Below are 21,356 nucleotides of genomic sequence, written 5' to 3'. Positions count from 1 at the left end.
CCAGAGGCGGGCCTGTTGTGTTCATCAGCGTAATTGCTATCCGAGCGTGAGGAACTTAGAAGGAAGTCCAGTCATCCTGATGACTTTTAGCGGCAGGTTTTGCTGAGGCTTTGGCAGTAGCAGGCAGCGCCTGCAACGGACGACGTGGATTATTCAACGCCGCGGCAGGGCGTGATGACGGTACTGCCGCGTTGGACAACCGGAAGGTGGCCATCAGTTTTTCCAGCAACACGGCTTGTTCTTCCAGCGCATTGGCTGCGGAAGACGACTGCGAAACCAGCGCGGCGTTTTGCTGCGTCGTGCTATCCAGCTCGGTAATGGCACGGGAGATTTGTTCAATACCCCGACTTTGCTCTTCCGACGCGGAAGAGATTTCACCCATAATATCGTTAACACGAGATACCGATTTAACGATGCTATCCATGGTGTGTCCTGCTTCGGCGACCAGTGTACTGCCCGCGTTTGTGCGCTCTACAGACTCGGCAATCAGGGCGGCGATATCTTTCGCTGCCTGAGAGCTACGCTGAGAAAGGCTACGCACTTCGCCAGCCACGACGGCAAAGCCACGGCCTTGTTCACCAGCACGGGCAGCTTCCACCGCCGCGTTTAATGCCAGGATATTGGTCTGGAACGCAATGCTATTGATGACAGCGGTAATATCGGCAATTTTCCGTGAACTGGCAGCGATATCGTCCATCGTTTTCACTACGTTTTGCACCACTTCACCGCCTTTATGCGCATTTTGGGAGGCATCCGACGCAATCTGGCTGGCATGGCGGGCGTTTTCCGTATTGTTCTTCACCGTTGAGGTCAATTCTTCCATGCTGGCGGCGGTTTGCACCACTGCAGCAGATTGCTGCTCAGTTCGGTAGGCAAGATCACTGTTGCCAGCGGCGATATCGGCGGCTGAATGGGTCACACGCGCCACACTGTCGCGTACATCGGAAATCATGTGGCGCAGACGATCATTCATGGCTGCCATCGCAGCGGTTAACTTGCCCAGTTCGTCGTGGCGGTCCACCTCAATGGTTGCTGTCAGGTCACCACTGGCGATACGTTCTGCCAGTGTCAGGTTATGCAGAACCGGGCGGGTAATCTGGCGAATGATATAAACCGCGATCAGAATCCCGATGATGACTGCTATCACGCCAATCAATAACGTCGCGCTGGCTGAACCGTACGCCAACGCGTCATTCTGGTTTTTCACGACAGTAATCAGAGATTTGATCACCGCGCTGCTTTTGTCTCCGCCGGTTTTCACCGCATTTTCCGCTTTTTTCAAATCACCCCAGACGCGGGCGTAATCTTGATTCAGCGTGGCGTATTGCGAGGTGTATTTCCAGAGTGATTCCGCCAGTTTCTGTGTGTCGCCGGTTAATGTTGGCTGCAGGTCTTGATACGTTTTTTGTACTTCTGCATAGCGACTGGCGAAGGCTTTAGCTGCATCATCGGTACCAGCAAGCTGCAATTCGTAAGAGAGGTTTTTCAGTGATTCGGTGGCGTAAGCCAGTTCCTCGACACGCTGGTATAACGTGTTATCCAGTTGCTGGTTTTGCAGACCGTCACGGAAACTTTTGACCGCGTTTTGTGTATTCATCGCACTGATTTGTTTTCTTAGTGCGACAACCTGCTGTGTGGAGGACGACATATCAGCGACTGCTTTTTGGAAATCCACCATGATCTTATCCAGATCATTGATATAACCCAGTTCATCGTTGCGCCATGACAGCGTATGGGCGCTTTGAGTCAGTTCGGCGGCGTGTTTAACGAAGCCGGTTAACACAGTCTGCGTGCTGTCATCTGGTGTATAGAAGTATTTGAGGCGGTTAATTTTGGCCTGAAAAACCTCAATATTGATGTTGTAAATTAGATTGGTTTTTTCGTAGATATCTCGAATGTCACGAAAACGCATGGCGCTGAGCGTTGAGGCAATCACTACCAGCAATAATACTATGCCGAATCCCAGGTAGAGTTTGTGAGAGATTTTTGTGTTTTTTATTGCACTGCTGAACCCCATTGCCATGCTCCTTAAAATAGATTACCTGAGTGTTGTTATTGATTTGGTGCGGTGAAGGTTGGTGGTTTATCTGAGTATGCGATTTACAGTACCGGGCAGTGTGTTATCGGCGGTTATAATACGGAGGTTTAGTTGTACTTGTACTGTGTGATCGTTTTTGTGACATCTGGCCATTTATCTGGTGAATTGCCAAAAAAAGTTAGGCAGTTGACTAAATGATACGATTTAGCCTTAAAGGCGGTGACTAGCGTACGGGGTACGCCAGCACGCGGTGGCCATAGGGGCTTAACGCCTGTCGGCATCGGGCACGGGAGCCTCATTTTTAAGACGATCCCCGTCAACTGGCGATGGTGCCATACCCGCGAAATGCGGGTGCAGGCAGAAGTAAACCACAGGATTCAATCGAGGTGTTTTTTACGGTAAAGGCGGCGTGGGTGCCCAATCTTGCCATAACGCATTTCTACATCCAGAAACTGATTTTCCAGCCCATATTCCAGATAACGTCGGGCCGTTGTTTTGCTGAGTCCGGTTTTTTCCACCACCTCATCGACAGAGAACAAGGTTTCCGGTTGATCCTGAAAGATCTGTTTGACCAGATTGAGGGTATTTTCTTCAATGCCTTTGCTGCCAGGCCCATTAGGTACGGTTGATGCCTGCAACTGGTAGAGAACGTCCACATTCTGCTGATCGACGACTTTGTAAGTATGCTGGGTTTTGACAAACTGGATGAACCGCTCAAGCGACGAGCGTAGCCGCGGGTAGGACACCGGTTTGATGATGTAATCAAAAGCACCGCAGCGAATGGCCTGTGCGCAGGTGTTCATGTCGCTGGCGGCAGTAATAAAAATCACCGAACAGTTGATGCTACGCATCAGTTCGCTTTCAATCAGCTGAACGCCTTCGCCGTCTGGCAGGTAATTATCCAGCAACATCAGCCGGGGTTTGTATTGCTGCAACATACGCCGGGCTTCGTTCAGGGTTGACGCCGTACCTATCACTCGCAGCGCGAAATTCTTTTCGATAAATTCCGCGTGGATATTTGCCAGCTTTCTCTCGTCTTCAACGATCAGTACGTCGAAATTTTCAATCGTTCGTTCAGTTGGCATGGTGCTCGCAATCGGCATGGTACTCGTTTTCCCTGTTATTGGTAGTTTTTGGAATGAAGATAGAAAAAATAGCGCCGTGAGGCGAATTGTCAGAAACTTCGATCACACCCTGTGCCTGACTGACATAACTGGCAACCAGGTGCAGACCCAAACCGTGATCGCCTTCTTTTTTGCTGGTGACACCCATCTCAAATACCCGATCTGCAATTGTGGGGTCAATCCCTGTCCCTTGATCTGCGACTTCAATGACCAATTCCTGCTCACCGTCGTAGATATACACTTCGACAGGGTAGTAACTCGAGGTGCAGGCCAGTGTCGCTTCCACCGCATTATCAATTAAATTCCCAATAATTGACATCAGCTCTGTTTCAGTGAGAGAGGCCGGTATGCCGTTAAGCTGGCAGCGTGGGTCAAAACGCAGCTCAATGCCTTTCTCGCGGGCGCTGGCGAATTTACCCAGCAACAGCCCGCAAAGTGCCGGCGAACAGAAACGACTGGAGATAAAATCCAACACCACCTGCGCCCCTTCGGACTGGGCTTCAATATAACGCACGGCTTCATCATAGCGGCGCAAATGCAACAATCCGGCCAGCGTGGCCGTCCAATTCAATTGTTCATGGCGCAGAATACGCAGGCTGTTGGCATAACGTTTGACCTGACTGAGTTGCATGCTTAGGGTGTGGATGTCGTTTTTGTCACGAAAACTGATTACCCAGCCTTGCAATTCATCTTCCAGCATAATGCGCACACGGCTGGCGATAACCGTGATCTGATTAAAACGGCAAATCTCATCATGAGTATCGGTTATCCAAATATCTTCATTAGAGAAAAATGGCACGGGGGTAATAATGTCGTCGATTGGTTTGCCGCGTAATTGATACGAAGGCATCGTCAGGCCCAGCAAATCTTTGGCGGCGTGGTTGATCACCGCAATATTGCGTTGCTTGTCGATGGCGATCACACCTTCATAAATAGATTCCAGCAAGGCTTTTTGTTGCCTGACCAATAGCCGGATTTCCAGCGGCTCCAGCCCAAACATCTGCTTTTTCAGGTTGCGGGAGAACCACCAGGAAAAGAAAAACAACGCAACCAGCATCGCAACGATAGGGAGCCCGACATGGGCTACTTTGCTGAATGTCAGGTTATCGATACGCTTTTTCAAATACCCGACCGACACGATGCCGATAACCTGATCTCCATCCATGATCGGTGCTTTGCTACGCAGTGAAATACCAATCGCGCCGCGCCGTAGCGTGATAGAGCTTTGTCCTTCCAGCACTTCTTTATTGTCGCCACCTATCATTTCTGTGCCAAGCAGCGATGGTTCCTCAGAATGATACAAGTGGGTTGCGTTGCGATCGCCGATGACGATAAAGCTGGCGTCGCTGCGGGCTTTGATTTGATCGACCAGATTGTCGATGGTGGCGGTATCTTTATATTTCACCGCCTCGATGAGCGAGGGAATAATCGCGATTTCTCGTGCCTGAATTTGCGCCCGGCTACCCAACTCGTCATAGAGCTGCCGATCGACGGCGCGATAGTAGTAAAGCCCTGCGGTGATCAACAACAGAGAAAAAAAGATCATCAGGTAGATGAACAGCTTGAGATGGAACGAGAGCCTGACCGTCATAATGTGCTAATCACCGAGAAAACGCGCAAACGAAGGTGGCTAATTTATCATGAAAGGCGTAAAAGAAAGGGACTAAAAAATAGTCTTGTGAAGCGTTTCGCGCAGATTGTGAAAATAGTATTTTTGTTTCAGTTGTTTTAAATAAGACGTAAATTGCCTGTCACCGAGAGTGGACATTTTAATTACTTTTTCACAACATATTATTTCTTTCTCGAAATAAGGACCATTTCAACCATACAAACCATAAAAACCACATCAAAACTCCCCGCAATCTGAAAATTCAATCATTTGATTTTTAATGAAAAAATAATAAAAACCATAAAAACCATAAATGCCATTAAAACTCATTTTTTAATTTGATGATTATCACATAATAACGTGTGTTGACCTCTTAATATGCACGGGAAAATAACAAGGGGAGAAGGTTATGAGTACCACTGATGATTCTTATATCGTTGTAAAAGATGAGGCCTCTGGGAAGGTTTCATTAAAAGAAAAATGGTGGCACATTCTGGATAACTACAAAATTGGTGTTATTCCGGTGCCGCTGTTTATCCTGGCTGGGCTATTAATTGCGTTGGATTGCCTGGACGGCAAGTTGCCCAGTGACATCGTGGTGATGGTTGCCACGCTGGCGTTTTTCGGTTTCGCCTGTGGTGAGTTCGGTAAGCGCTTACCTTTTATCGGTAAGATGGGAGCAGCGGCGATTTGCGCTACGTTTATTCCGTCTGCACTGGTTTACTACGGTTTGTTGCCGCATGTGGTTGTGGATGCGACCACCAAGTTCTACAAATCCACCAACATTCTGTACCTCTATATCTGCTGCATCATTGTCGGCAGCATCATGAGCATGAACCGCCAGACGCTGATTCAGGGTTTCCTGCGCATTTTCTTCCCCATGCTGTGTGGTGAAATTGTGGGCATGTTGGTTGGTATGGGCGTGGGCATTATGCTGGGCCTGGATCCGTTCCAGATCTTCTTCTTCCTGGTACTGCCGATTATGGCTGGCGGTGTGGGTGAAGGGGCGATTCCTCTTTCTATCGGTTACGCCACCTTGCTGCATATGGAGCAAGGCGTTGCACTGGGTCGTATCCTGCCTATCGTTATGCTGGGTAGCCTGACTGCCATCGTCCTGGCCGGTGTGCTGAACCAACTGGGTAAACGCTACCCGCACCTGACCGGTGAAGGTGACCTGATGCCGAATAAAGCCAATAGCATTGAGACGGCACCGGCTTCGCTGACCAGTTCTTTGAGCGGCAAGATGGATCCAACCAATCTGGCTGCAGGCGCACTGCTGGCTATCCTGCTGTATATGATCGGGATGCTGGGCTACAAACTGATTGGTTTACCGGCTCCAGTGGGCATGCTGTTTGCCGCTGTAATCGTGAAACTGATTAATGGCGCGTCTCCGCGTTTGCTGGAAGGTTCTCAGGTTGTTTACAAGTTCTTCCAGACTTCGGTGACCTATCCGATTCTGTTTGCTGTTGGCGTGGCGATCACCCCTTGGGAAGAGCTGGTCCATGCTTTCACAATAACCAACCTGCTGGTGATTGTGTCCACTGTCGTGGCGCTGGTTACCACTGGTTTCTTCGTTGGCAAGAAAATCGGTATGCACCCGATTGACGTTGCCATCATCTCCTGCTGCCAGAGCGGGCAGGGCGGTACCGGCGACGTGGCGATTCTCACCGCTGGTAACCGTATGGTGCTGATGCCGTTCGCTCAGATTGCTACCCGTATCGGTGGTGCAATCAACGTCTCCGTGGCCTTGCTGGTACTCGGCAAGTTCCTGGTGTGACGGTTGTATGACAAAAAAACAAATAACGCCGCGATAGCTCGCGGCCTTATTTAAACGGGAAAGATTATGAAACTTGCAAGTTATCGCCATCAGGGCAAAAACAGTTACGGGATCCACACACCGGCGGGTCTGATCGATTTGGGCAGCCGTCTCGGTGACCGCTACCCCGACCTGAAGGCCCTGCTGGCCGGTCAGGCGCTGCACGAGGCCGCCGCCTTCCAGACCGACACGCCGGATGTCGCCGTCGCCGACGTCACCTTCCTGCCGGTGATTGTCGCGCCGTCCAAAATCCTCTGCGTCGGCATGAACTACGCCGACAAGCGCAAGGAGTTTAACGAGCTGAACCCCGCGCCGACCCTGTTCGTGCGCTTCGCCGACTCCCAGACCGGCCACGGCACCCCGGTGCTCAAGCCCCACTACTCCAGCGAGTTCGACTATGAAGGCGAGCTGGCGGTCATCATCGGTAAAAACGGCCAGAACATCCACCGTGACGACGCGCTGTCCTTTGTCGCCGGGTACAGCTGCTACATGGACGGCTCCGCCCGCGACTGGCAGCACAGCTGGTTCACCGCCGGCAAGAACTGGCAGAAGACCGGCGCCTTCGGCCCGTACCTCACCACCCGCGACGAAATCCCCGACCCGCACGCCCTGGCCATCCGCACCTTCCTCAACGGCCGCATGGTGCAGGACGACAACACCGCCAGCATGATCCACAAGGTGGCGGACCTGATTGAATACATCAGCACCTTCACCGCGCTCAGCGCCGGTGACGTCATCATCACCGGCTCGCCGGGTGGTGTCGGCAAGAAACGCACCCCGCCGCTGTTCCTCAAGCCGGGCGACAGCATCGAGGTGGAGATCGAGAAGGTCGGCCACCTGCGCAACACCATCGGCGAGGCCGTCCGGCCGGTGACCGCCCCGCGTGCCGCGTCCGTGGCGGCCGGGCACTGAATCGTTCCCGCTGCCGGGTGACCGGCGGCGTCAGCCCCGCGGTGACGGGGCCCAGTAACAAGCAGGATAACCGTTATGTACGCCGATGACGACGAGAGTGTTACGTTTGCCACGCTGGATGCGCGCAGCCCGTCCCCCGCACTGGTGGAGATAACCGCGCTGCTGGCGCGCTGCCAGCTGGACATGGACCGGGACGTCGAGTTTTTTGTGGCCGGCACGCATCACGGGCGGCTGGTGGCCTGTGCCGGGCTGTGCGCCAGCACCATCAAGTGTGTGGCGGTGGACCCCGACTTTCGCGAGCTCAGCCTGGGGGCGAAGGTGGTCAACGAGGTGGTGCAGCTGGCGGCCGAGCGCGGCCTGTTCCACCTGTTTCTCTACACCCGTCCCTGCAACGTCACGGCGTTCCGCGGCTGCGGTTTCTACCCGATTGCCTGCTATGACGACCAGGCGGTGCTGATGGAGAACACGCCGCTCGGCATCCGGCAGTACTGCCAGTCGCTGGCGGCCGAAGTCAGACCGGGGCGGGACATCGGCGCCATCGTGATGAACGCCAACCCGTTCACGCTGGGGCACCGCTACCTGGCCGAGCAGGCCGCGCGGGCCTGCGACTGGCTGCACATCTTCGTGGTGCGCGAGGACGTCTCCTTCTTCCCGTTCGCCGAGCGGCTGGAGATGGTGCGCCAGGGGGTGGCGGACATCCCCAACCTGACGGTGCACGCCGGGTCGGAATATTTGATATCCAAGGCCACCTTTCCGGGCTATTTCCTGAAGGAAGAGTCGCTGATAAGCCAGGCGCACGCGGCGCTGGACCTCATCATCTTCCGCCAGTACATCGCCCCGGCGCTCGGCATCACCCGGCGCTTTGTCGGCACCGAGCCGTTCTGCCCGGTGACGCACCAGTACAACCAGGACATGCACCACTGGCTGGAGCAGGACGGGCGGGTGCCCGCCCCGGCCCTGACGGTGGTGGAAATCGAACGCACGCGCGAGCACGACGGTCAGGCGATATCCGCCTCGGCGGTACGGCGGCTGCTGCGGCAGCGCCAGTTCGACGCCATCCGCCAGATTGTGCCGGCGACGACGTTTGCGCATTTACAACGCTATGGCGAGCTCGCCTGCGCGTGACGTGTTTTTAATGTATCAGGCAGGAAAACCAACATGAAAATTATCAAGGAAGCCCTGGCGGGCACCTTCGAGTCCAGCGACCTGCTGGTCCGGGTGTCCCCGGCGCAAGGCCCGCTGACGGTGGTGATAAACAGTGAGGTCATCAAGCAGTTTGGCGACCAGATCACCCGGGTGGTGAACGACACGCTGAGTGCGCTGGGCGTCGAGTCCGGCACCGTGGTGGTGGAAGACAAGGGGGCGCTGGACTGCGTCATCCGGGCCCGGGTGCAGAGCGCCGTGCTGCGTGCCGCCGAGGTGGAACAGATTGACTGGGAGAGACTGTGATGAGCACCACGCAACCGAAAAAACTGCGCCGCAGCATGCTGTTCCTGCCGGGCGCCAATGCCGCCATGCTGTCCAACGCCTTCATCTACCAGCCGGACTCCATCATGTTCGACCTGGAGGACGCGGTGTCGCTGCGCGAGAAAGATACCGCGCGGCTGCTGGTGTTCCATGCGCTGCAGCACCCGATGTACCGGGACATTGAAACCGTGGTGCGCATCAACCAGCTCAACACCCCGTTCGGGCTCAAGGACCTGGAAGCGGCGGTGCGCGGCGGGGTGGATGTCATCCGCCTGCCGAAGACCGACTCCACCGACGACGTCGACGAACTGGAGCACCACCTGGCGCGCATCGAGAAGGCCTGCGGCCGGGAAGTCGGCTCCACCCGCATCATGGCGGCCATCGAGTCGGCGGTCGGGGTGATTAACGCCGTGTCCATCGCCCGCTCGTCCGAGCGCATGATTGGCATCGCGCTGGCGGCGTTCGACTACGTGATGGACATGCAGACCGAGCGCGGGGACGGCACCGAGCTGTTCTACGCCCGCTGTGCGGTGCTGCATGCCGCCCGTGCCGCCGGTATCGACGCGTTTGACGTGGTGTACTCCAACGTCAACGACGAGGAGGGGTTCCTGAAGGAAGTGGAGCTGATCCGCAAACTGGGCTTCAACGGCAAGTCGCTGATCAACCCGCGGCAGATTGAACTGCTGCACAACGCCTACGCGCCGACCCAGGACGAGGTGGATTACGCCCACCTGGTGATCAGGGCGGCGGAAGAGGGCGAGCGCGCCGGCCTGGGGGTCATCTCGCTGAACGGAAAAATGATCGACGGCCCGATTATCAACCACGCCCGCCAGGTGGTGGAGCGTGCACGGGCCTCCGGCGTGCGCCAGTAGGCACGGCCCGGTTAACCGACAGATTCTGCACGGGCCGGCCGGTGGCGGGAGAGCGCCCCGGCGGGCCGTCGCAATGACAGGATGAGAGCATGAGTAACTTTATTGAAGCACTGCAGAAGCAATACCCGGAACAACGTCCGCTGCACCCGTTCGTCAGTGCCAACCACCGTACCCCCTGGCTGGATGACGTCACCGAAAAACACCGGCGCAAGCTGTGCGCCGACCTGGAAGACGCCATCCGCAAAAGCGGGCTGCGGGACGGCATGACCATCTCCTTCCACCACGCGTTCCGTGAAGGGGACAAGGTGATCAACCACGTGGTGGACACGCTGGCCCGGCTGGGCTTTAAGGACCTGACGCTGGCGTCGAGCTCGCTGATGACCTGCAACGCGCCGCTGATAGAGCATATCCGCAACGGGGTGATTAGCCGTATCTACACCTCCGGCATGCGTGGCAAGCTGGCGGACGCGATTTCGCACGGGCTGATGACCGAGCCGGTGCAGATCCACTCGCACGGCGGGCGGGTGCACCTGCTGCAGAGCGGGGAGCTGACGATAGACGTGGCGTTCCTCGGGGTGCCGAGCAGCGACGAATTCGGCAACGCCAACGGCACGTCGGGGAAATCGCGCTGCGGGTCGCTGGGTTACGCGATGGTGGACGCGCACTACGCGAAGACGGTGGTGCTGCTGACGGAAAGCCTGGTGCCGTTCCCGAACCTGCCGGCCAGCATCGTGCAGGACCAGGTGGACTTCGTGGTGCCGGTGGAGGAAGTGGGCGACCCGGCGAAAATCAGCGTGGGGGCGGCGCGCGTGACCAGCAACCCGCGGGAGCTGCTGATAGCGCGCCGGGCGGCGGACGTGATAGCCCATTCCGGCTACTTCAAACCGGGCTTTTCCATCCAGACCGGCTCCGGTGCGGCCTCGACCGCCTGTACCCGTTTTCTGGAAGACCGGATGCAGAAACAGGGGGTGACGGCGCGTTTTGCGCTCGGCGGCATTACCGGCAGCATTGTCGACCTGCACGAGAAGGGGCTGATAGAGACGCTGCTGGACACCCAGTGCTTTGACGCCAACGCGGCGGCATCGCTGGCGAAAAACCCGAAACACGTGGAAATCTCGACCAACGTGTACGCCAACCCGAGCGCCAAGGCGGCGTGCTGCGACCAGCTGGACGTGGTGATTTTGAGTGCGCTGGAAATCGACACCCGGTTCAACGTGAACGTGATAACCGGGTCGGACGGGGTGATGCGCGGGGCGTCGGGCGGGCACTGCGACGTGGCGACGGCGGCGAACCTGACCATCGTGGTGGCGCCGCTGATCCGCAGCCGTATCCCGACGGTGGTGCGTCAGGTGACCACCTGCGTGACGCCGGGCAGCGCGATAGACGTGCTGGTGACGGACCACGGTATCGCGGTGAACCCGGCGCGCCCGGAGGTGGCGGCGCGGCTGACCGAGGCCGGGCTGAGCGTGATGCCTATCGAAGAACTGTACCAGCGGGCGATAGCGCTGGTGGGCGAACCGAAGGCGATTGAATTCCACGACCGCATCGTGGGGGTGATCCGCTACCGTGACGGCAGCGTGATCGACGTGGTGCGTCAGGTGAAAGAGGACAACGCGTGAGCGAGGCAGCGACAGGCACTGCGGTCAGCGTCTCACTGAACAGTCTGCTGGCGGCGAAGGATCGCCGCCATGCACGCCAGCAGCAGCTGCTGGCGTTGCACCAGTCGACGGTGGTGTCGCTGACGCTGGTGACGCCGGGTGCGGTGAAGGACTCGGCGCTGTACCGTCGGGGTATGGGGGCCGCGGTGGCGGCGTTCAACGACCTGTGTCTGGCCCGGGGATGGGGGGTGCCGGAGCAGCAGCTGCACTGGCTGGAGACGGGGGCGGAGGCATTCTGGGTGATAACCAAGGATGCGCTGAGCGTGAAGGCGGCGGCGATTGCGCTGGAAGAGCAGCATCCGCTGGGTCGGCTGTGGGATTTTGACGTGTTCTGCCCGCAGGAAGGGTCGGTGAGTCGAACGTTGCTGGCGCACGAACCTCGTCGGTGTATACTCTGTGAGGAATCCGCTCATGCCTGCGCGCGTTCGCGCCGCCATGCATTACCGGATGTGATTGAAAAAATCGAGAGTATCCTCCATGCCTGGTTTAACGCCCACTGAATCAGTTGTTGCTTCTCCATTACTGACTGCGCTATTTCCCGATGCCACCGGTGCGCTGGTGGCCTTTCCTGATATTCACCAACGTGTGGTCGCTGCATTGACGGTTGAAGTGATGTTGACGCCAAAACCCGGTCTGGTGGATAGGGATAATAATGGCGCGCATCGCGATATGGATGTGCCGTTATTTCAGGCCAGTATCGCTGCCCTCAGTCCGTGGTTTGCCCGTTTTACCGAAGCCGGAATGGCTCACAGTATGTTGCCGATAACCCAGCTCTTATCCCAGGTGCGGCCGATTGGTATTGCTGCGGAACAGGCAATGCTGGCGGCGACAGGCGGCGTAAATACCCACAAAGGCGGTATCTTTGCCTTTGGGCTGCTGTGCAGTGCAGCGGGTTGGTTGGCTGGGCGCCGACAACCGTTGACGCAGGACTCCCTATGTCAGGGCGTGGCGCAGATGAGTGCCGATTTGGTTCGCAATGAGTTGGAGAACAGTCAGCATACGGCGACAGCGGGTGAGTTTTTGTTTCGGCGCCACGGTTTGACCGGCGCACGTGGCGAGGCTGCCAGCGGGTTTGCTACTGCACGTCAGCATGCGTTACCCGCTTACCTCCGTGCTCGTGCACAGGGTAAAGACGATGAAACCGCTTTATTGCAGGCACTGGTGGTGTTAATGGCCAACAACCCGGATACCAATGTCGTTTCCCGTGGAGGAATGGATGGATTGGCATTCGTACAGGCATATGCACGCACGTTACTGTCTGACGGTGTAACGCATCAGGGCTTACGGGAAATGAACCGTGCGTTGGTTGAGCGTAACATCAGCCCAGGCGGTAGCGCTGACCTACTCGCGCTGACCTGGTTACTTTCACACTATCCTGCCGCCTAAACCTCGTCTATTATTGACTAACAGTCCCTCCTGTTTTTCATGAATGTGTGCCTCTCATGAAATGTGCCTCGCGCTGGCGGGGCATTGTGCGTGCCGGAGATTCCGTGTCCGCCATATATATTTCACTATTTGTGTTTCAGAACATTGGCGGTTTTTGCAGTTATTGAATAACTGATAGGTGAATAACAGGTGTTGAATAACGGCTTGCTGAATAGCTGATTATTGAATGACTGTGTGCGTTGACCCCTGAACAGTTTTATGGAAAGACGTGAGAAACCGGACTGACGTATCGGCAACGCGATAGAGGGTGGGTATATAAGCTAATGAATTGATAAAACACTAAAGTTGACGAGAACCATGTCGATACTAGTGCCATGTCGTATCCAGGGGGTCTGGGACACTGAATAACGGATTAACCATTCAATTGACGGTGGGGATGGATGTAGTGGATGACAATATGAAAGAACAGTACGCCAGGCGCGGCAAAATGGCTATTTGCGCCACATTGCGCGGACTGCAAAAGCAGGACGCCACTGTAATGGTGTATCACACACATGGCCAATTCATCAGTAAGATCCTTGAGGTCGATTCGGACGAGGAAGAGTTCCTGTTTGACCTTGGCGCGCTGGAGCGTGAAAACAGCCGGGCGCTGTTTGCTGGCGAACTTGGTTTTGTGGCGGAAACGGCTGGTGCCAAAGTTGAATTTCGTACTGCGATTATCCGCACAGTTGAACATGACGACTTGCCTGCTTTCTGCGCGGCGATACCTGACGTGCTGTACTATATCCAGCGCCGTAATTTTTTCCGCATTAATTCGCCAGCCTGGCCACCGATGGTTTGCCGTGGGGAATTACCTGACAGTACCTATTTTGAATTTAACCTGAAGGATCTGTCATTGGGTGGTCTGTGCATGTACACCGATGAACAAAGCCTGGTAAGGCTGTTTGAGCCGGGGATGATATTGAAGAACGTCGATGTCGATCTTGCCAGTTACGGGCAGTTTTGTCTGGACATGGAGTTTGTCAACCATGCCACCACAAAAGTGGTCGACAGCAAAGGCGAGGTCAAGCAAATAGAGCGCCTGAGCTTCAAATTCCCGACGTTAAGTGCGGTGCAGGAGCGTGGATTACAGCAGGTTATTACTGAGCTGGAGTTGGATCAGAACGAAAAACGCAAACGCCTGCGTTGATTAATCCACATCAAGACTGGTACGAGTGCGTAAGTCGCGCTCGATTGAACGAACAGGTCTTGTCTCAAATTGCTAGCTGGGGCAAAATACGCGCCCTGAAAAACCGACGCACCGTTATCGCGTCGGTTATTTTTTTGTATTTCATCAAGAGGCCGGCGCTGTTGATGGTTCCGGATAGATATCAGTAACACGCATGCCATACAGGCTGCGCAGAGTGAATAGAGAGAGACAATGGGGCAATCAGTTGTTTTTGAGCCGGTGCCCGCCGGCTGGTGCTGTAAACGCAGCGGCAAAGATGCTATCTGGGCAGACTTTGTACCGGGCGGCGTGTCTGCTGCTCATGCTCACCTCGGTTACAGCGACCTCGTTCGCGCGACCACGTCCAGTTACCTGAAACATCGTTGTGCTACGTTGCCATTGGCGATGAATTCATGGGTGATGGCGGCTATCGGTAAAGGAGGTTTGCGTAATGACAACTGATTCCACGGTTTCCACATCGCGCGTACAACTGCGTAAAACCCTGACGCTGGTGCCAGTGGTAATGATGGGACTGGCTTACATGCAACCGATGACGCTGTTTGATACCTTCGGCATCGTCTCTGGGTTGACGGATGGTCATGTCGCAACTGCCTATGCGTTTGCCCTGATAGCTATCCTGTTTACCGCCCTCAGCTATGGCAAACTGGTGCGTCGTTTCCCCTCTGCCGGTTCGGCCTATACCTATGCCCAGAAAGCCATTAGCCCAACAGTGGGCTTCATGGTGGGCTGGTCATCGTTGCTGGACTATTTGTTCATGCCGATGATCAATATCCTGCTGGCAAAAATCTATTTTGAAACGTTGATCCCCAGTATCCCATCGTGGATCTTTGTCGTGTTGCTGGTAGGGTTCATGACGTTATCCAACCTGCGTGGCATCAAAACCGTCGCCAACTTCAACAGCCTGATAGTGGTACTGCAGGTTGCCGTGATGGTGGTCATCACGGGGATGGTGATTTACGGTGTGTCTCAGGGGGAAGGGGCCGGTACGTTGGCCAGCAGCCGTCCGTTCTGGTCAGATAACGCTCACGTAGTCCCGATGATTACGGGGGCGACGATTCTGTGTTTTTCATTCCTCGGCTTCGATGGGATTAGCTCGTTGTCTGAAGAAACCAAAGATGCCGGTCGCGTGATTCCGAAAGCGATTTTCCTGACAGCCCTGTTGGGTGGGGTGATCTTTGTTGTGGTGTCTTACTTCCTGCAACTCTACTTTCCGGATATCTCGCGTTTTCAGCACCCGGATGCTTCGCAGCCTGAAATCATGCTGTATGTGGCAGGTAAAGCCTTCCAGTTCGGTATTCTGATTTTTTCCTGTGTGACTGTGCTGGCATCCGGCATGGCAGCACATGCTGGTGTTTCACGCCTGATGTACGTGATGGGGCGTGATGGCGTGTTCCCGGAGCGTTTCTTCGGTTACGTGCATCCTCGTTGGCGTACCCCGTCATTGAACGTATTGCTGGTTGGCGTGATTGCGCTGTCGGCAATTTCGTTTGATCTGGTTACCGCGACGGCGTTGATTAACTTCGGCGCGCTGGTAGCGTTCACCTTTGTGAACCTGTCGGTGATTTCCCAATTCTACATCCGTGAGCGCCGTAATAAGACGCTGAAGGATACGGTGAACTATCTGGTTCTTCCGGTAATGGGGGCGCTGACGGTAGGCGCGTTGTGGTTGAATCTGGAGCGTACATCCATGACGCTTGGACTGGTGTGGGCGGCGATTGGCCTGCTCTATCTGGCATTCGTAACACGCCGTTTCAGCCAGCCGGTACCGCAGTACAACGAAGACTTGGCGTAATTCCTGGTGATGAGAACGGGCTCCTGCGGGAGCCTGTTTTTGGTCTATAGAAAACCCAGCCAGGCTAGGGGTTCCGTTTACATACTCGATAATGGGTTTTGTGTTGCTGATTCATACCGGCATCAGGCTAGCAGTTGTTGTGCATAGGCAAACAGTGCCTTTAGCTGCGTAGTTTTCTTTTCGTCGCCATCGTGCTGTTGGTAGAGCTGATCAAGCGTATCGAAATAGTTTTGTAACCGCTCTGCGGTAAATACCTCTCGACGATGTGCCAGCCAGCGTTGTTGCTCCTGTTCGTCCAGCGTACCGGGGAAGTTGCGCGCCCGATAGCGAAACAGTAACTCCTCCACCCGACGATCGGCAAATTGGAGATTCAGTGCAGGGAGATGTTGAGCATCGGTTTTACGGATAATGGCCATCGCGGCGCGATCGGCGTCACTAAAAAAGCCATCGTAAAGTTGCAGGTCGACGTCCTTAGCGGCCTCAAACGGCGGTGCATCGGCAAATAGCGCCACGACTTTCTCTCTTACGCTACTATTCTGACGCAACAACTGTAAATTATTCAGACAATGCTGACGGTCGATGCCCAGCCGCTCAGCGTCTTCTGGTCGCAGTGTACTGGCTGGTGCCAGCACAGGACATTTATTGATATGCACCAGTTTGATAGGGACAGGCGATTCATCTTCAGCCAGCAGCTCGCGGCGGGTATAAAGTCGGGTACGCAGTTCATCCGCATCCAGAGCCAGTAATGGCTGAATATCTCCCGCCAGATCGCAAACAATGACCGCGTTGCGGTTATCCGGATGCCAGGCCAGCGGTACAATCCAACTGGTATTACCCCGTGCGGCACCAAACATACCGGAAACATGTACCAGTGGTTTCATTTGCGGGATATCGATTAACGCGCTGACTTTATTTTTGTTCCGTAACGCATAGAGATAATCGAACAGTTTAGGTTGTGCCTGTTTAAGCAGCCGCGCCATCGCAATGGTGGCATAGACATCGGACATCGCATCATGCGCCTGCGTGTGCTCAACGCCATTGGCACGAGTCAGATGCTCCAGCTTGAAACTGGGAAAACCGTCGTCGTTTTCCGGCCAGACAATGCCATCAGGGCGCAAGGCATAGCATGCCCGCAACATGTCCAGCAAATCCCAGCGAGAATTGCCCTGTTGCCAACTGTAGGCATAGGGGTCGAAGAAGTTACGATAGAACAGGTTACGGCTGACTTCGTCATCAAAGCGGATATTGTTGTATCCCATGATGCAGGTGCCTGGCACGCTGAACGCCTCATGGATGTGGTTGGCAAACTCGGCTTCGCGTACTCCCCGTTTTTGTGCTACTTGCGGCGTGATGCCGGTAATCATTACCGCTTCCGGGTCGGGCAGGTAGTCATCGGCTGGCTGGCAGTAGATCACGACTGGTTCGCCAATCACGGTAAAATTCAAATCAGTACGGACGCCTGCGAACTGTGCCGGGCGATCTTTGGCTGGGTGTTTGCCAAAAGTCTCATAATCGTGGATAAAAAAAGTGGGTTCGATGTGTTGGTTTTGCACGGTTTCTCTCTGTTCAGCCTGACGTCGGCGCGCGTTATAAAATACTCATACCGCCGCGAAGCGTGTTTGTCATCGCCGGTTTTAGCTAGCCTTAGAACCATGCGCAATGGTTCGCCAGCGCAACGGCAACGTATTACTCTTTCAGTAAAAAGGGTGACGGACAACACAAGGTCGCCATGGTAAACCATCCTGTCGTCTGACTAAAGTCGACCGCAGCGATGTTATGCTGTGTTGAATCGAGTCAGGTGCAATCTGCTCGCGGGAGTGATAGGGTGCACAGAAAGGCAACGATTGCATCAGCGATGTGAATAAACCACCTTGTCGACGATAGCGGCTAACCTGTATGGTTAACGCAGAGCGGTTTCCGCGTGACGAATCTTAATCGTTAAGTAAGGGTAGAGAAATGGATAAGGGTAACACTAAGCCATGTTTCCAGGATGTGCTGGAATTCGTGCGTATGTTCCGTCGTAAAAACAAGCTGCAGCGTGAAATTGCAGATAACGAAAAGAAAATCCGCGATAACCAGAAGCGTGTACTGCTGCTGGATAACCTGAGTGAGTACATCAAGCCGGGTATGTCGATTGAAGACATCCAGAACATTATTGCTAACATGCGTAGCGACTATGAAGACCGTGTTGATGAATACATCATCAAGAACGCGGAGCTGTCGAAAGAGCGTCGCGAGTTGTCCCGCAAAATTAAAGAAATGGGTGAAATTAAACCGCCGGTAGAGGCGAAGTAATTTCACTGATTCAGGGCCGGGTTTCCGGCCCTGATGCATTTGGGCTGCACTGCATTTGATGGGATGCCAGCCGTTTGCCAGACCTAGGACTGACTCATCACGATTTCCGGTGCCAGTGCATTTTTCCCTTTCATACAGTCGCGCCAGGCACTGCCGGGGTTGCCTTTATCAACTGATGCAGCATTGATGGCAGGAAGCTCTCGTACCTGAGTATCGACAACTCTGCTGCCATTTATCTCAGCCGTCTGATTTTTAATGTAATATCGGGTTATTATCTGGTATTTCCCACCGAACTGCTTCACCTGTGCCAGTATATCGGTAGTACATTCATTGGCGGCGTTTGCCACCTTTTGAATCGGGTTATCAACAGGCTGGCTCTGGGGGGCAACCGAGCAGGCCGATAACGTCAATGAACCGAGCAGCAAAGCCCCTACTGACAAAATGCCGTGTCTATCAGCCATACGTGAGGTCTCCCTTTTCAATAGTCATCCCTGCATTCGTTGTTTATACAGATTGGCGTGCATAACGTTTACACAATCTCCCGTTATTTACGCAATCTCCCGTTATTTACGCAATCTCCCATTATTTACACAACCCGCATTTCTACACCTGCATATCTAAGCGGTGGTGCGATCGCGATAGACGATTGACCAGGACAGGGTTGATTGTCAACAGCGGTGCCTGGGGCGTGTTGGTACATTCATCGCGCCTCGCAGTCTCAATGTAATGGTGTGCAACTATTGCGGTTGTTTGCGTAGCAGATTCCTGATGTGTCATTTCGGTCTACTACCGGGGATGATGAGCTGGCAGACTGCATCCGAAAGGAGGATTGCCAGAACATCGGCGACAACGGGTAAGGGATGCACTATCAGAATTTCATTGAACCAACTGGCGACAGCATTGACTGTGGGGCCGTTGTTGTTGCTGATCATGCCGAAGATGCCAGATACCTGTGTGCTGTGGTGGGGGCTACCCGCATTGTGGCTATTGAGATCACGTTTTTGTCTATTCGGATGGGTGGTGATTGGCGTGCTCTGGAGCTTCTACAGTGGTCGCCTGATGCTGGATCAGGTGGAACGGTATACCCGGCAGCCGCTGACCACGAAGGTCAGCGTGAGCAGTGTTCGATTTGCACAAGCAGATGCCGATCAGGTTGTGGTGCGTTTGTTGCAGATTAACGGGCGTTGGGTATTTCCGCCGCTCTATGCCAGATTGGATGCACAACCGCAGATGAGTAACTGGTGTGGTGGGCAGCAGTGGAACCTTCGATTACGGCTGCGTCCTGTACATAGCCGGTTAAATGAAGGGGGATTTGATCGCCAGCGCTGGGCGCTGGCGAAAGCCCAACCGTTTACCGGGCGGATCATGGCTGCGGAGGTTGAGACATCAGAGTGTGGTTTGCGCCAGCGACTGGTTGGTGTACTGGAACAGCAAACTCTGTCGCTACCGTGGCGCTCAATCATATTGGCACTGGCGGTTGGGGAAATGGCCACGGTGGACGCCGGGGTGCTCGATGTGCTGCGACAGACAGGAATTATGCACCTGATGGCGATATCGGGGTTGCATATTGCACTAGCGGCGCTGCTGGGTTGGAGTCTGGTACGTGCGGCGCAATACTTGCTGCCAGCCCATCTGGTTGGGCATCGTATCCCGTTGTGGTGTGGTCTGTGTTTTGCCTGGGTGTATGTCTGGCTGGCCGGAGGAAACCCGCCTGCAGTAAGAGCGGCGCTGGCTTTGTCGTGCTGGACACTGATCAGATTGCGTGGTCTGTCAGTGTCATCATGGCAGGTGTGGTTGTGGTGTGTGGCCGTAATTCTGGTCAGTGATCCACTGAGCGTTCTTTCAGACAGTTTCTGGCTCTCGGCACTGGCAGTCGCCGCTTTAATTTTCTGGTATCAATGGGCACCTTTGTCGCCGCACATGCAACACGCATGGCGATGGGTATGGCTGCGCGGATTACACATGCAGGCTGGCGTCACACTGCTGCTGATGCCACTGCAGGTGTTGATCTTTCATGGTGTTAGCCTGAGTTCGCTACCTGCCAACTTGTGGGCGGTACCGCTGGTTTCATTTGTGACGACGCCGCTGATTCTGCTGGCGTTACCGCTAATGGGGATTCCGCTGGTGGCACAAGGTCTCTGGTGGTTGGCTGATCGATCGCTGGCACTGGTTTTCCTGCCGTTGCAGGCTATGCCGCCGGGCTGGTTACCACTTGGAGAACATCTCGTGCCGTACAGCGTAGCAGGATGGCTGGCGGTTATTGTCTGGCGCTTTGGCTGGTGGAGAACATACCCGTTCAGTCTGCTGGCGTTGGTTCTTTTCATGGTGCTGCGTCCTAAACCCCCGGCGCCGTTGTGGCGCATTGATATGCTGGATGTCGGGCATGGGCTAGCGGTAGTGATTGAACAGCAAGGCAAAGCCTGGCTGTACGATACTGGGCCCGGCTGGGAAGGTGGTAATAGTGCCGAGCGTGAAATCCTGCCTTATCTTAAATGGCGAGGGCTACAGTTGGAAGGCATTATCCTGAGTCACAGCCATTTGGATCACCGCGGTGGGCTGAAGACATTACAGAGCGCGTTTCCATCGGTGCCGATATACAGTTCGTTGCTTGAGCCGAGCCACCATCCTTGTGTTCAGGGGGAACAATGGCGTTGGCAGGGGCTGACATTTAGCGTTATCTGGCCGCCGCTACGGGTTCGTGAAGCTGGCAATCACGATTCCTGTGTGGTTCGGGTCGATGATGGGCATTATCGGGTATTGCTGACTGGCGATGTAGAGCGCGAAGATGAGGCTGTATTATTGCGCACACAACCGGGCGAATTAGCGGCGGATATTCTGCAAGTACCGCATCATGGCAGCACCACATCGTCATCACCACCGTTTTTACGGGCTGTGGGGGCGAAAGCCGTATTGTCGTCCAATTCCCGATACAATCCGTGGCGCTTGCCAGCGGTCAGCGTGGTAAGGCGTTACCTTCAAATGGGGTATCGCTGGCGTGATACAGCCAGCAGCGGGCAATTGAGTGTGCATTTTTTCGACGAAAGCATCGAAATGTTGCGCTACCGGGGTGAAATATCACCTCGCTGGTATCATCAGTGGTTTGGCGCTGGCCGGGATAATGAGTAATAATAGACGGCTATTTATCAAAGGCTCAGGTTT

The 21,356-nt window shown here is 54.8% G+C and carries 18 protein-coding genes; 13 read left to right on the top strand and 5 right to left on the bottom strand.

Translation table 11 applies throughout. From position 1 onward, the window contains the following. Positions 1-55 precede the first annotated feature (55 nt). From DD586_RS11200 to DD586_RS11190, 3 genes are all read right to left on the bottom strand, one after another. Complete coding sequence (locus tag DD586_RS11200; RefSeq protein ID WP_012884934.1) at positions 56-2,017, bottom strand: methyl-accepting chemotaxis protein; 1,962 nt, start codon at positions 2,015-2,017, stop codon at positions 56-58. 398 nt (positions 2,018-2,415) lie between these two features. Then, positions 2,416-3,141, bottom strand: coding sequence for a response regulator (locus tag DD586_RS11195; protein ID WP_041164436.1), 726 nt, complete (start codon positions 3,139-3,141; stop codon positions 2,416-2,418). Beyond that, positions 3,113-4,753, bottom strand: a complete 1,641-nt coding sequence (locus tag DD586_RS11190) for an ATP-binding protein (protein ID WP_012884932.1) — start codon at positions 4,751-4,753, stop codon at positions 3,113-3,115. Before DD586_RS11190 ends, DD586_RS11195 begins: the two co-directional genes overlap by 29 nt. 427 nt (positions 4,754-5,180) lie before the next feature. Between DD586_RS11190 and DD586_RS11185 the strand changes: the two genes are divergently transcribed. The 11 genes from DD586_RS11185 (at position 5,181) to DD586_RS11135 (ending at position 15,902) form a co-directional block, all read left to right on the top strand. Beyond that, positions 5,181-6,548 (top strand): 2-hydroxycarboxylate transporter family protein, encoded by a 1,368-nt coding sequence (locus tag DD586_RS11185; RefSeq protein WP_012884931.1) that lies wholly within the window; start codon positions 5,181-5,183, stop codon positions 6,546-6,548. 66 nt (positions 6,549-6,614) lie between these two features. Continuing rightward, complete coding sequence (locus DD586_RS11180) at positions 6,615-7,499, top strand: fumarylacetoacetate hydrolase family protein (RefSeq protein ID WP_012884930.1); 885 nt, start codon at positions 6,615-6,617, stop codon at positions 7,497-7,499. A 75-nt stretch (positions 7,500-7,574) separates the two neighbouring features. Continuing rightward, complete coding sequence (citC, locus tag DD586_RS11175) at positions 7,575-8,624, top strand: [citrate (pro-3S)-lyase] ligase (RefSeq protein ID WP_012884929.1); 1,050 nt, start codon at positions 7,575-7,577, stop codon at positions 8,622-8,624. Positions 8,625-8,657: 33 nt separating this feature from the next. After that, a complete protein-coding gene (gene citD, locus DD586_RS11170; protein ID WP_012884928.1) occupies positions 8,658-8,948 on the top strand; it encodes a citrate lyase acyl carrier protein in 291 nt (96 codons plus the stop codon). Further along, positions 8,948-9,838, top strand: a complete 891-nt coding sequence (gene citE / locus DD586_RS11165; protein WP_012884927.1) for a citrate (pro-3S)-lyase subunit beta — start codon at positions 8,948-8,950, stop codon at positions 9,836-9,838. The genes citD and citE overlap by 1 nt, the downstream gene beginning before the upstream one ends. A gap of 89 nt (positions 9,839-9,927) precedes the next feature. Then, complete coding sequence (gene citF, locus DD586_RS11160) at positions 9,928-11,457, top strand: citrate lyase subunit alpha (protein ID WP_012884926.1); 1,530 nt, start codon at positions 9,928-9,930, stop codon at positions 11,455-11,457. Beyond that, on the top strand, positions 11,454-11,996 hold the full coding sequence (citX, locus tag DD586_RS11155; protein WP_012884925.1) for a citrate lyase holo-[acyl-carrier protein] synthase: 543 nt from the start codon (positions 11,454-11,456) through the stop codon (positions 11,994-11,996). The genes citF and citX overlap by 4 nt, the downstream gene beginning before the upstream one ends. Then, complete coding sequence (gene citG, locus DD586_RS11150) at positions 11,974-12,882, top strand: triphosphoribosyl-dephospho-CoA synthase CitG (RefSeq protein ID WP_012884924.1); 909 nt, start codon at positions 11,974-11,976, stop codon at positions 12,880-12,882. The genes citX and citG overlap by 23 nt, the downstream gene beginning before the upstream one ends. Before the next feature lie 436 nt (positions 12,883-13,318). Beyond that, positions 13,319-14,071 (top strand): flagellar brake protein, encoded by a 753-nt coding sequence (locus DD586_RS11145; RefSeq protein WP_041164435.1) that lies wholly within the window; start codon positions 13,319-13,321, stop codon positions 14,069-14,071. A 231-nt stretch (positions 14,072-14,302) separates the two neighbouring features. Then, complete coding sequence (locus DD586_RS11140) at positions 14,303-14,551, top strand: hypothetical protein (RefSeq protein ID WP_012884922.1); 249 nt, start codon at positions 14,303-14,305, stop codon at positions 14,549-14,551. Then, positions 14,541-15,902, top strand: coding sequence for an APC family permease (locus tag DD586_RS11135; RefSeq protein ID WP_012884921.1), 1,362 nt, complete (start codon positions 14,541-14,543; stop codon positions 15,900-15,902). The genes DD586_RS11140 and DD586_RS11135 overlap by 11 nt, the downstream gene beginning before the upstream one ends. A 122-nt stretch (positions 15,903-16,024) precedes the next feature. Here DD586_RS11135 and sbcB read toward each other — a convergent pair whose 3' ends face one another. Beyond that, positions 16,025-17,455: an exodeoxyribonuclease I gene (sbcB, locus tag DD586_RS11130; protein WP_012884920.1), complete on the bottom strand. Its 1,431-nt coding sequence runs from the start codon at positions 17,453-17,455 to the stop codon at positions 16,025-16,027. A gap of 403 nt (positions 17,456-17,858) precedes the next feature. On the opposite strand from sbcB, the gene DD586_RS11125 reads away from it, so the two are divergent. Next, positions 17,859-18,197: a DUF496 family protein gene (locus DD586_RS11125; protein ID WP_012884919.1), complete on the top strand. Its 339-nt coding sequence runs from the start codon at positions 17,859-17,861 to the stop codon at positions 18,195-18,197. Positions 18,198-18,280: 83 nt separating this feature from the next. Here the strand turns inward: DD586_RS11125 and DD586_RS11120 are convergent, their stop codons facing one another. Continuing rightward, positions 18,281-18,658: a hypothetical protein gene (locus DD586_RS11120; protein ID WP_012884918.1), complete on the bottom strand. Its 378-nt coding sequence runs from the start codon at positions 18,656-18,658 to the stop codon at positions 18,281-18,283. Between the two features lie 307 nt (positions 18,659-18,965). On the opposite strand from DD586_RS11120, the gene DD586_RS11115 reads away from it, so the two are divergent. Next, positions 18,966-21,323 carry a ComEC family protein gene (locus DD586_RS11115; RefSeq protein WP_012884917.1) on the top strand — a complete coding sequence of 786 codons (2,358 nt, stop codon included), beginning with the start codon at positions 18,966-18,968 and terminating at the stop codon, positions 21,321-21,323. Positions 21,324-21,356: the final 33 nt, after the last annotated feature.

The organism is Dickeya parazeae Ech586, assembly GCF_000025065.1.
Classification (GTDB): domain Bacteria; phylum Pseudomonadota; class Gammaproteobacteria; order Enterobacterales; family Enterobacteriaceae; genus Dickeya; species Dickeya zeae.
The sequence above is the reverse complement of the archived record's forward strand: the minus strand, read 5'-3'. Positions and strand labels throughout refer to the sequence as shown.

Excerpts from the sequence above, each read along its gene's own strand:
- DD586_RS11200 (WP_012884934.1), bottom strand. The coding sequence starts at position 2,017 with ATGGGGTTCAGCAGTGCAATAAAAAACACAAAAATCTCTCACAAACTC.
- DD586_RS11195 (WP_041164436.1), bottom strand. The coding sequence starts at position 3,141 with ATGCCGATTGCGAGCACCATGCCAACTGAACGAACGATTGAAAATTTC.
- DD586_RS11190 (WP_012884932.1), bottom strand. The coding sequence starts at position 4,753 with ATGACGGTCAGGCTCTCGTTCCATCTCAAGCTGTTCATCTACCTGATG.
- DD586_RS11185 (WP_012884931.1), top strand. The coding sequence starts at position 5,181 with ATGAGTACCACTGATGATTCTTATATCGTTGTAAAAGATGAGGCCTCT.
- DD586_RS11180 (WP_012884930.1), top strand. The coding sequence starts at position 6,615 with ATGAAACTTGCAAGTTATCGCCATCAGGGCAAAAACAGTTACGGGATC.
- citC (WP_012884929.1), top strand. The coding sequence starts at position 7,575 with ATGTACGCCGATGACGACGAGAGTGTTACGTTTGCCACGCTGGATGCG.
- citD (WP_012884928.1), top strand. The coding sequence starts at position 8,658 with ATGAAAATTATCAAGGAAGCCCTGGCGGGCACCTTCGAGTCCAGCGAC.
- citE (WP_012884927.1), top strand. The coding sequence starts at position 8,948 with ATGAGCACCACGCAACCGAAAAAACTGCGCCGCAGCATGCTGTTCCTG.
- citF (WP_012884926.1), top strand. The coding sequence starts at position 9,928 with ATGAGTAACTTTATTGAAGCACTGCAGAAGCAATACCCGGAACAACGT.
- citG (WP_012884924.1), top strand. The coding sequence starts at position 11,974 with ATGCCTGGTTTAACGCCCACTGAATCAGTTGTTGCTTCTCCATTACTG.
- DD586_RS11145 (WP_041164435.1), top strand. The coding sequence starts at position 13,319 with ATGGATGTAGTGGATGACAATATGAAAGAACAGTACGCCAGGCGCGGC.
- DD586_RS11140 (WP_012884922.1), top strand. The coding sequence starts at position 14,303 with ATGGGGCAATCAGTTGTTTTTGAGCCGGTGCCCGCCGGCTGGTGCTGT.
- DD586_RS11135 (WP_012884921.1), top strand. The coding sequence starts at position 14,541 with ATGACAACTGATTCCACGGTTTCCACATCGCGCGTACAACTGCGTAAA.
- DD586_RS11125 (WP_012884919.1), top strand. The coding sequence starts at position 17,859 with ATGGATAAGGGTAACACTAAGCCATGTTTCCAGGATGTGCTGGAATTC.
- DD586_RS11120 (WP_012884918.1), bottom strand. The coding sequence starts at position 18,658 with ATGGCTGATAGACACGGCATTTTGTCAGTAGGGGCTTTGCTGCTCGGT.
- DD586_RS11115 (WP_012884917.1), top strand. The coding sequence starts at position 18,966 with ATGTGTCATTTCGGTCTACTACCGGGGATGATGAGCTGGCAGACTGCA.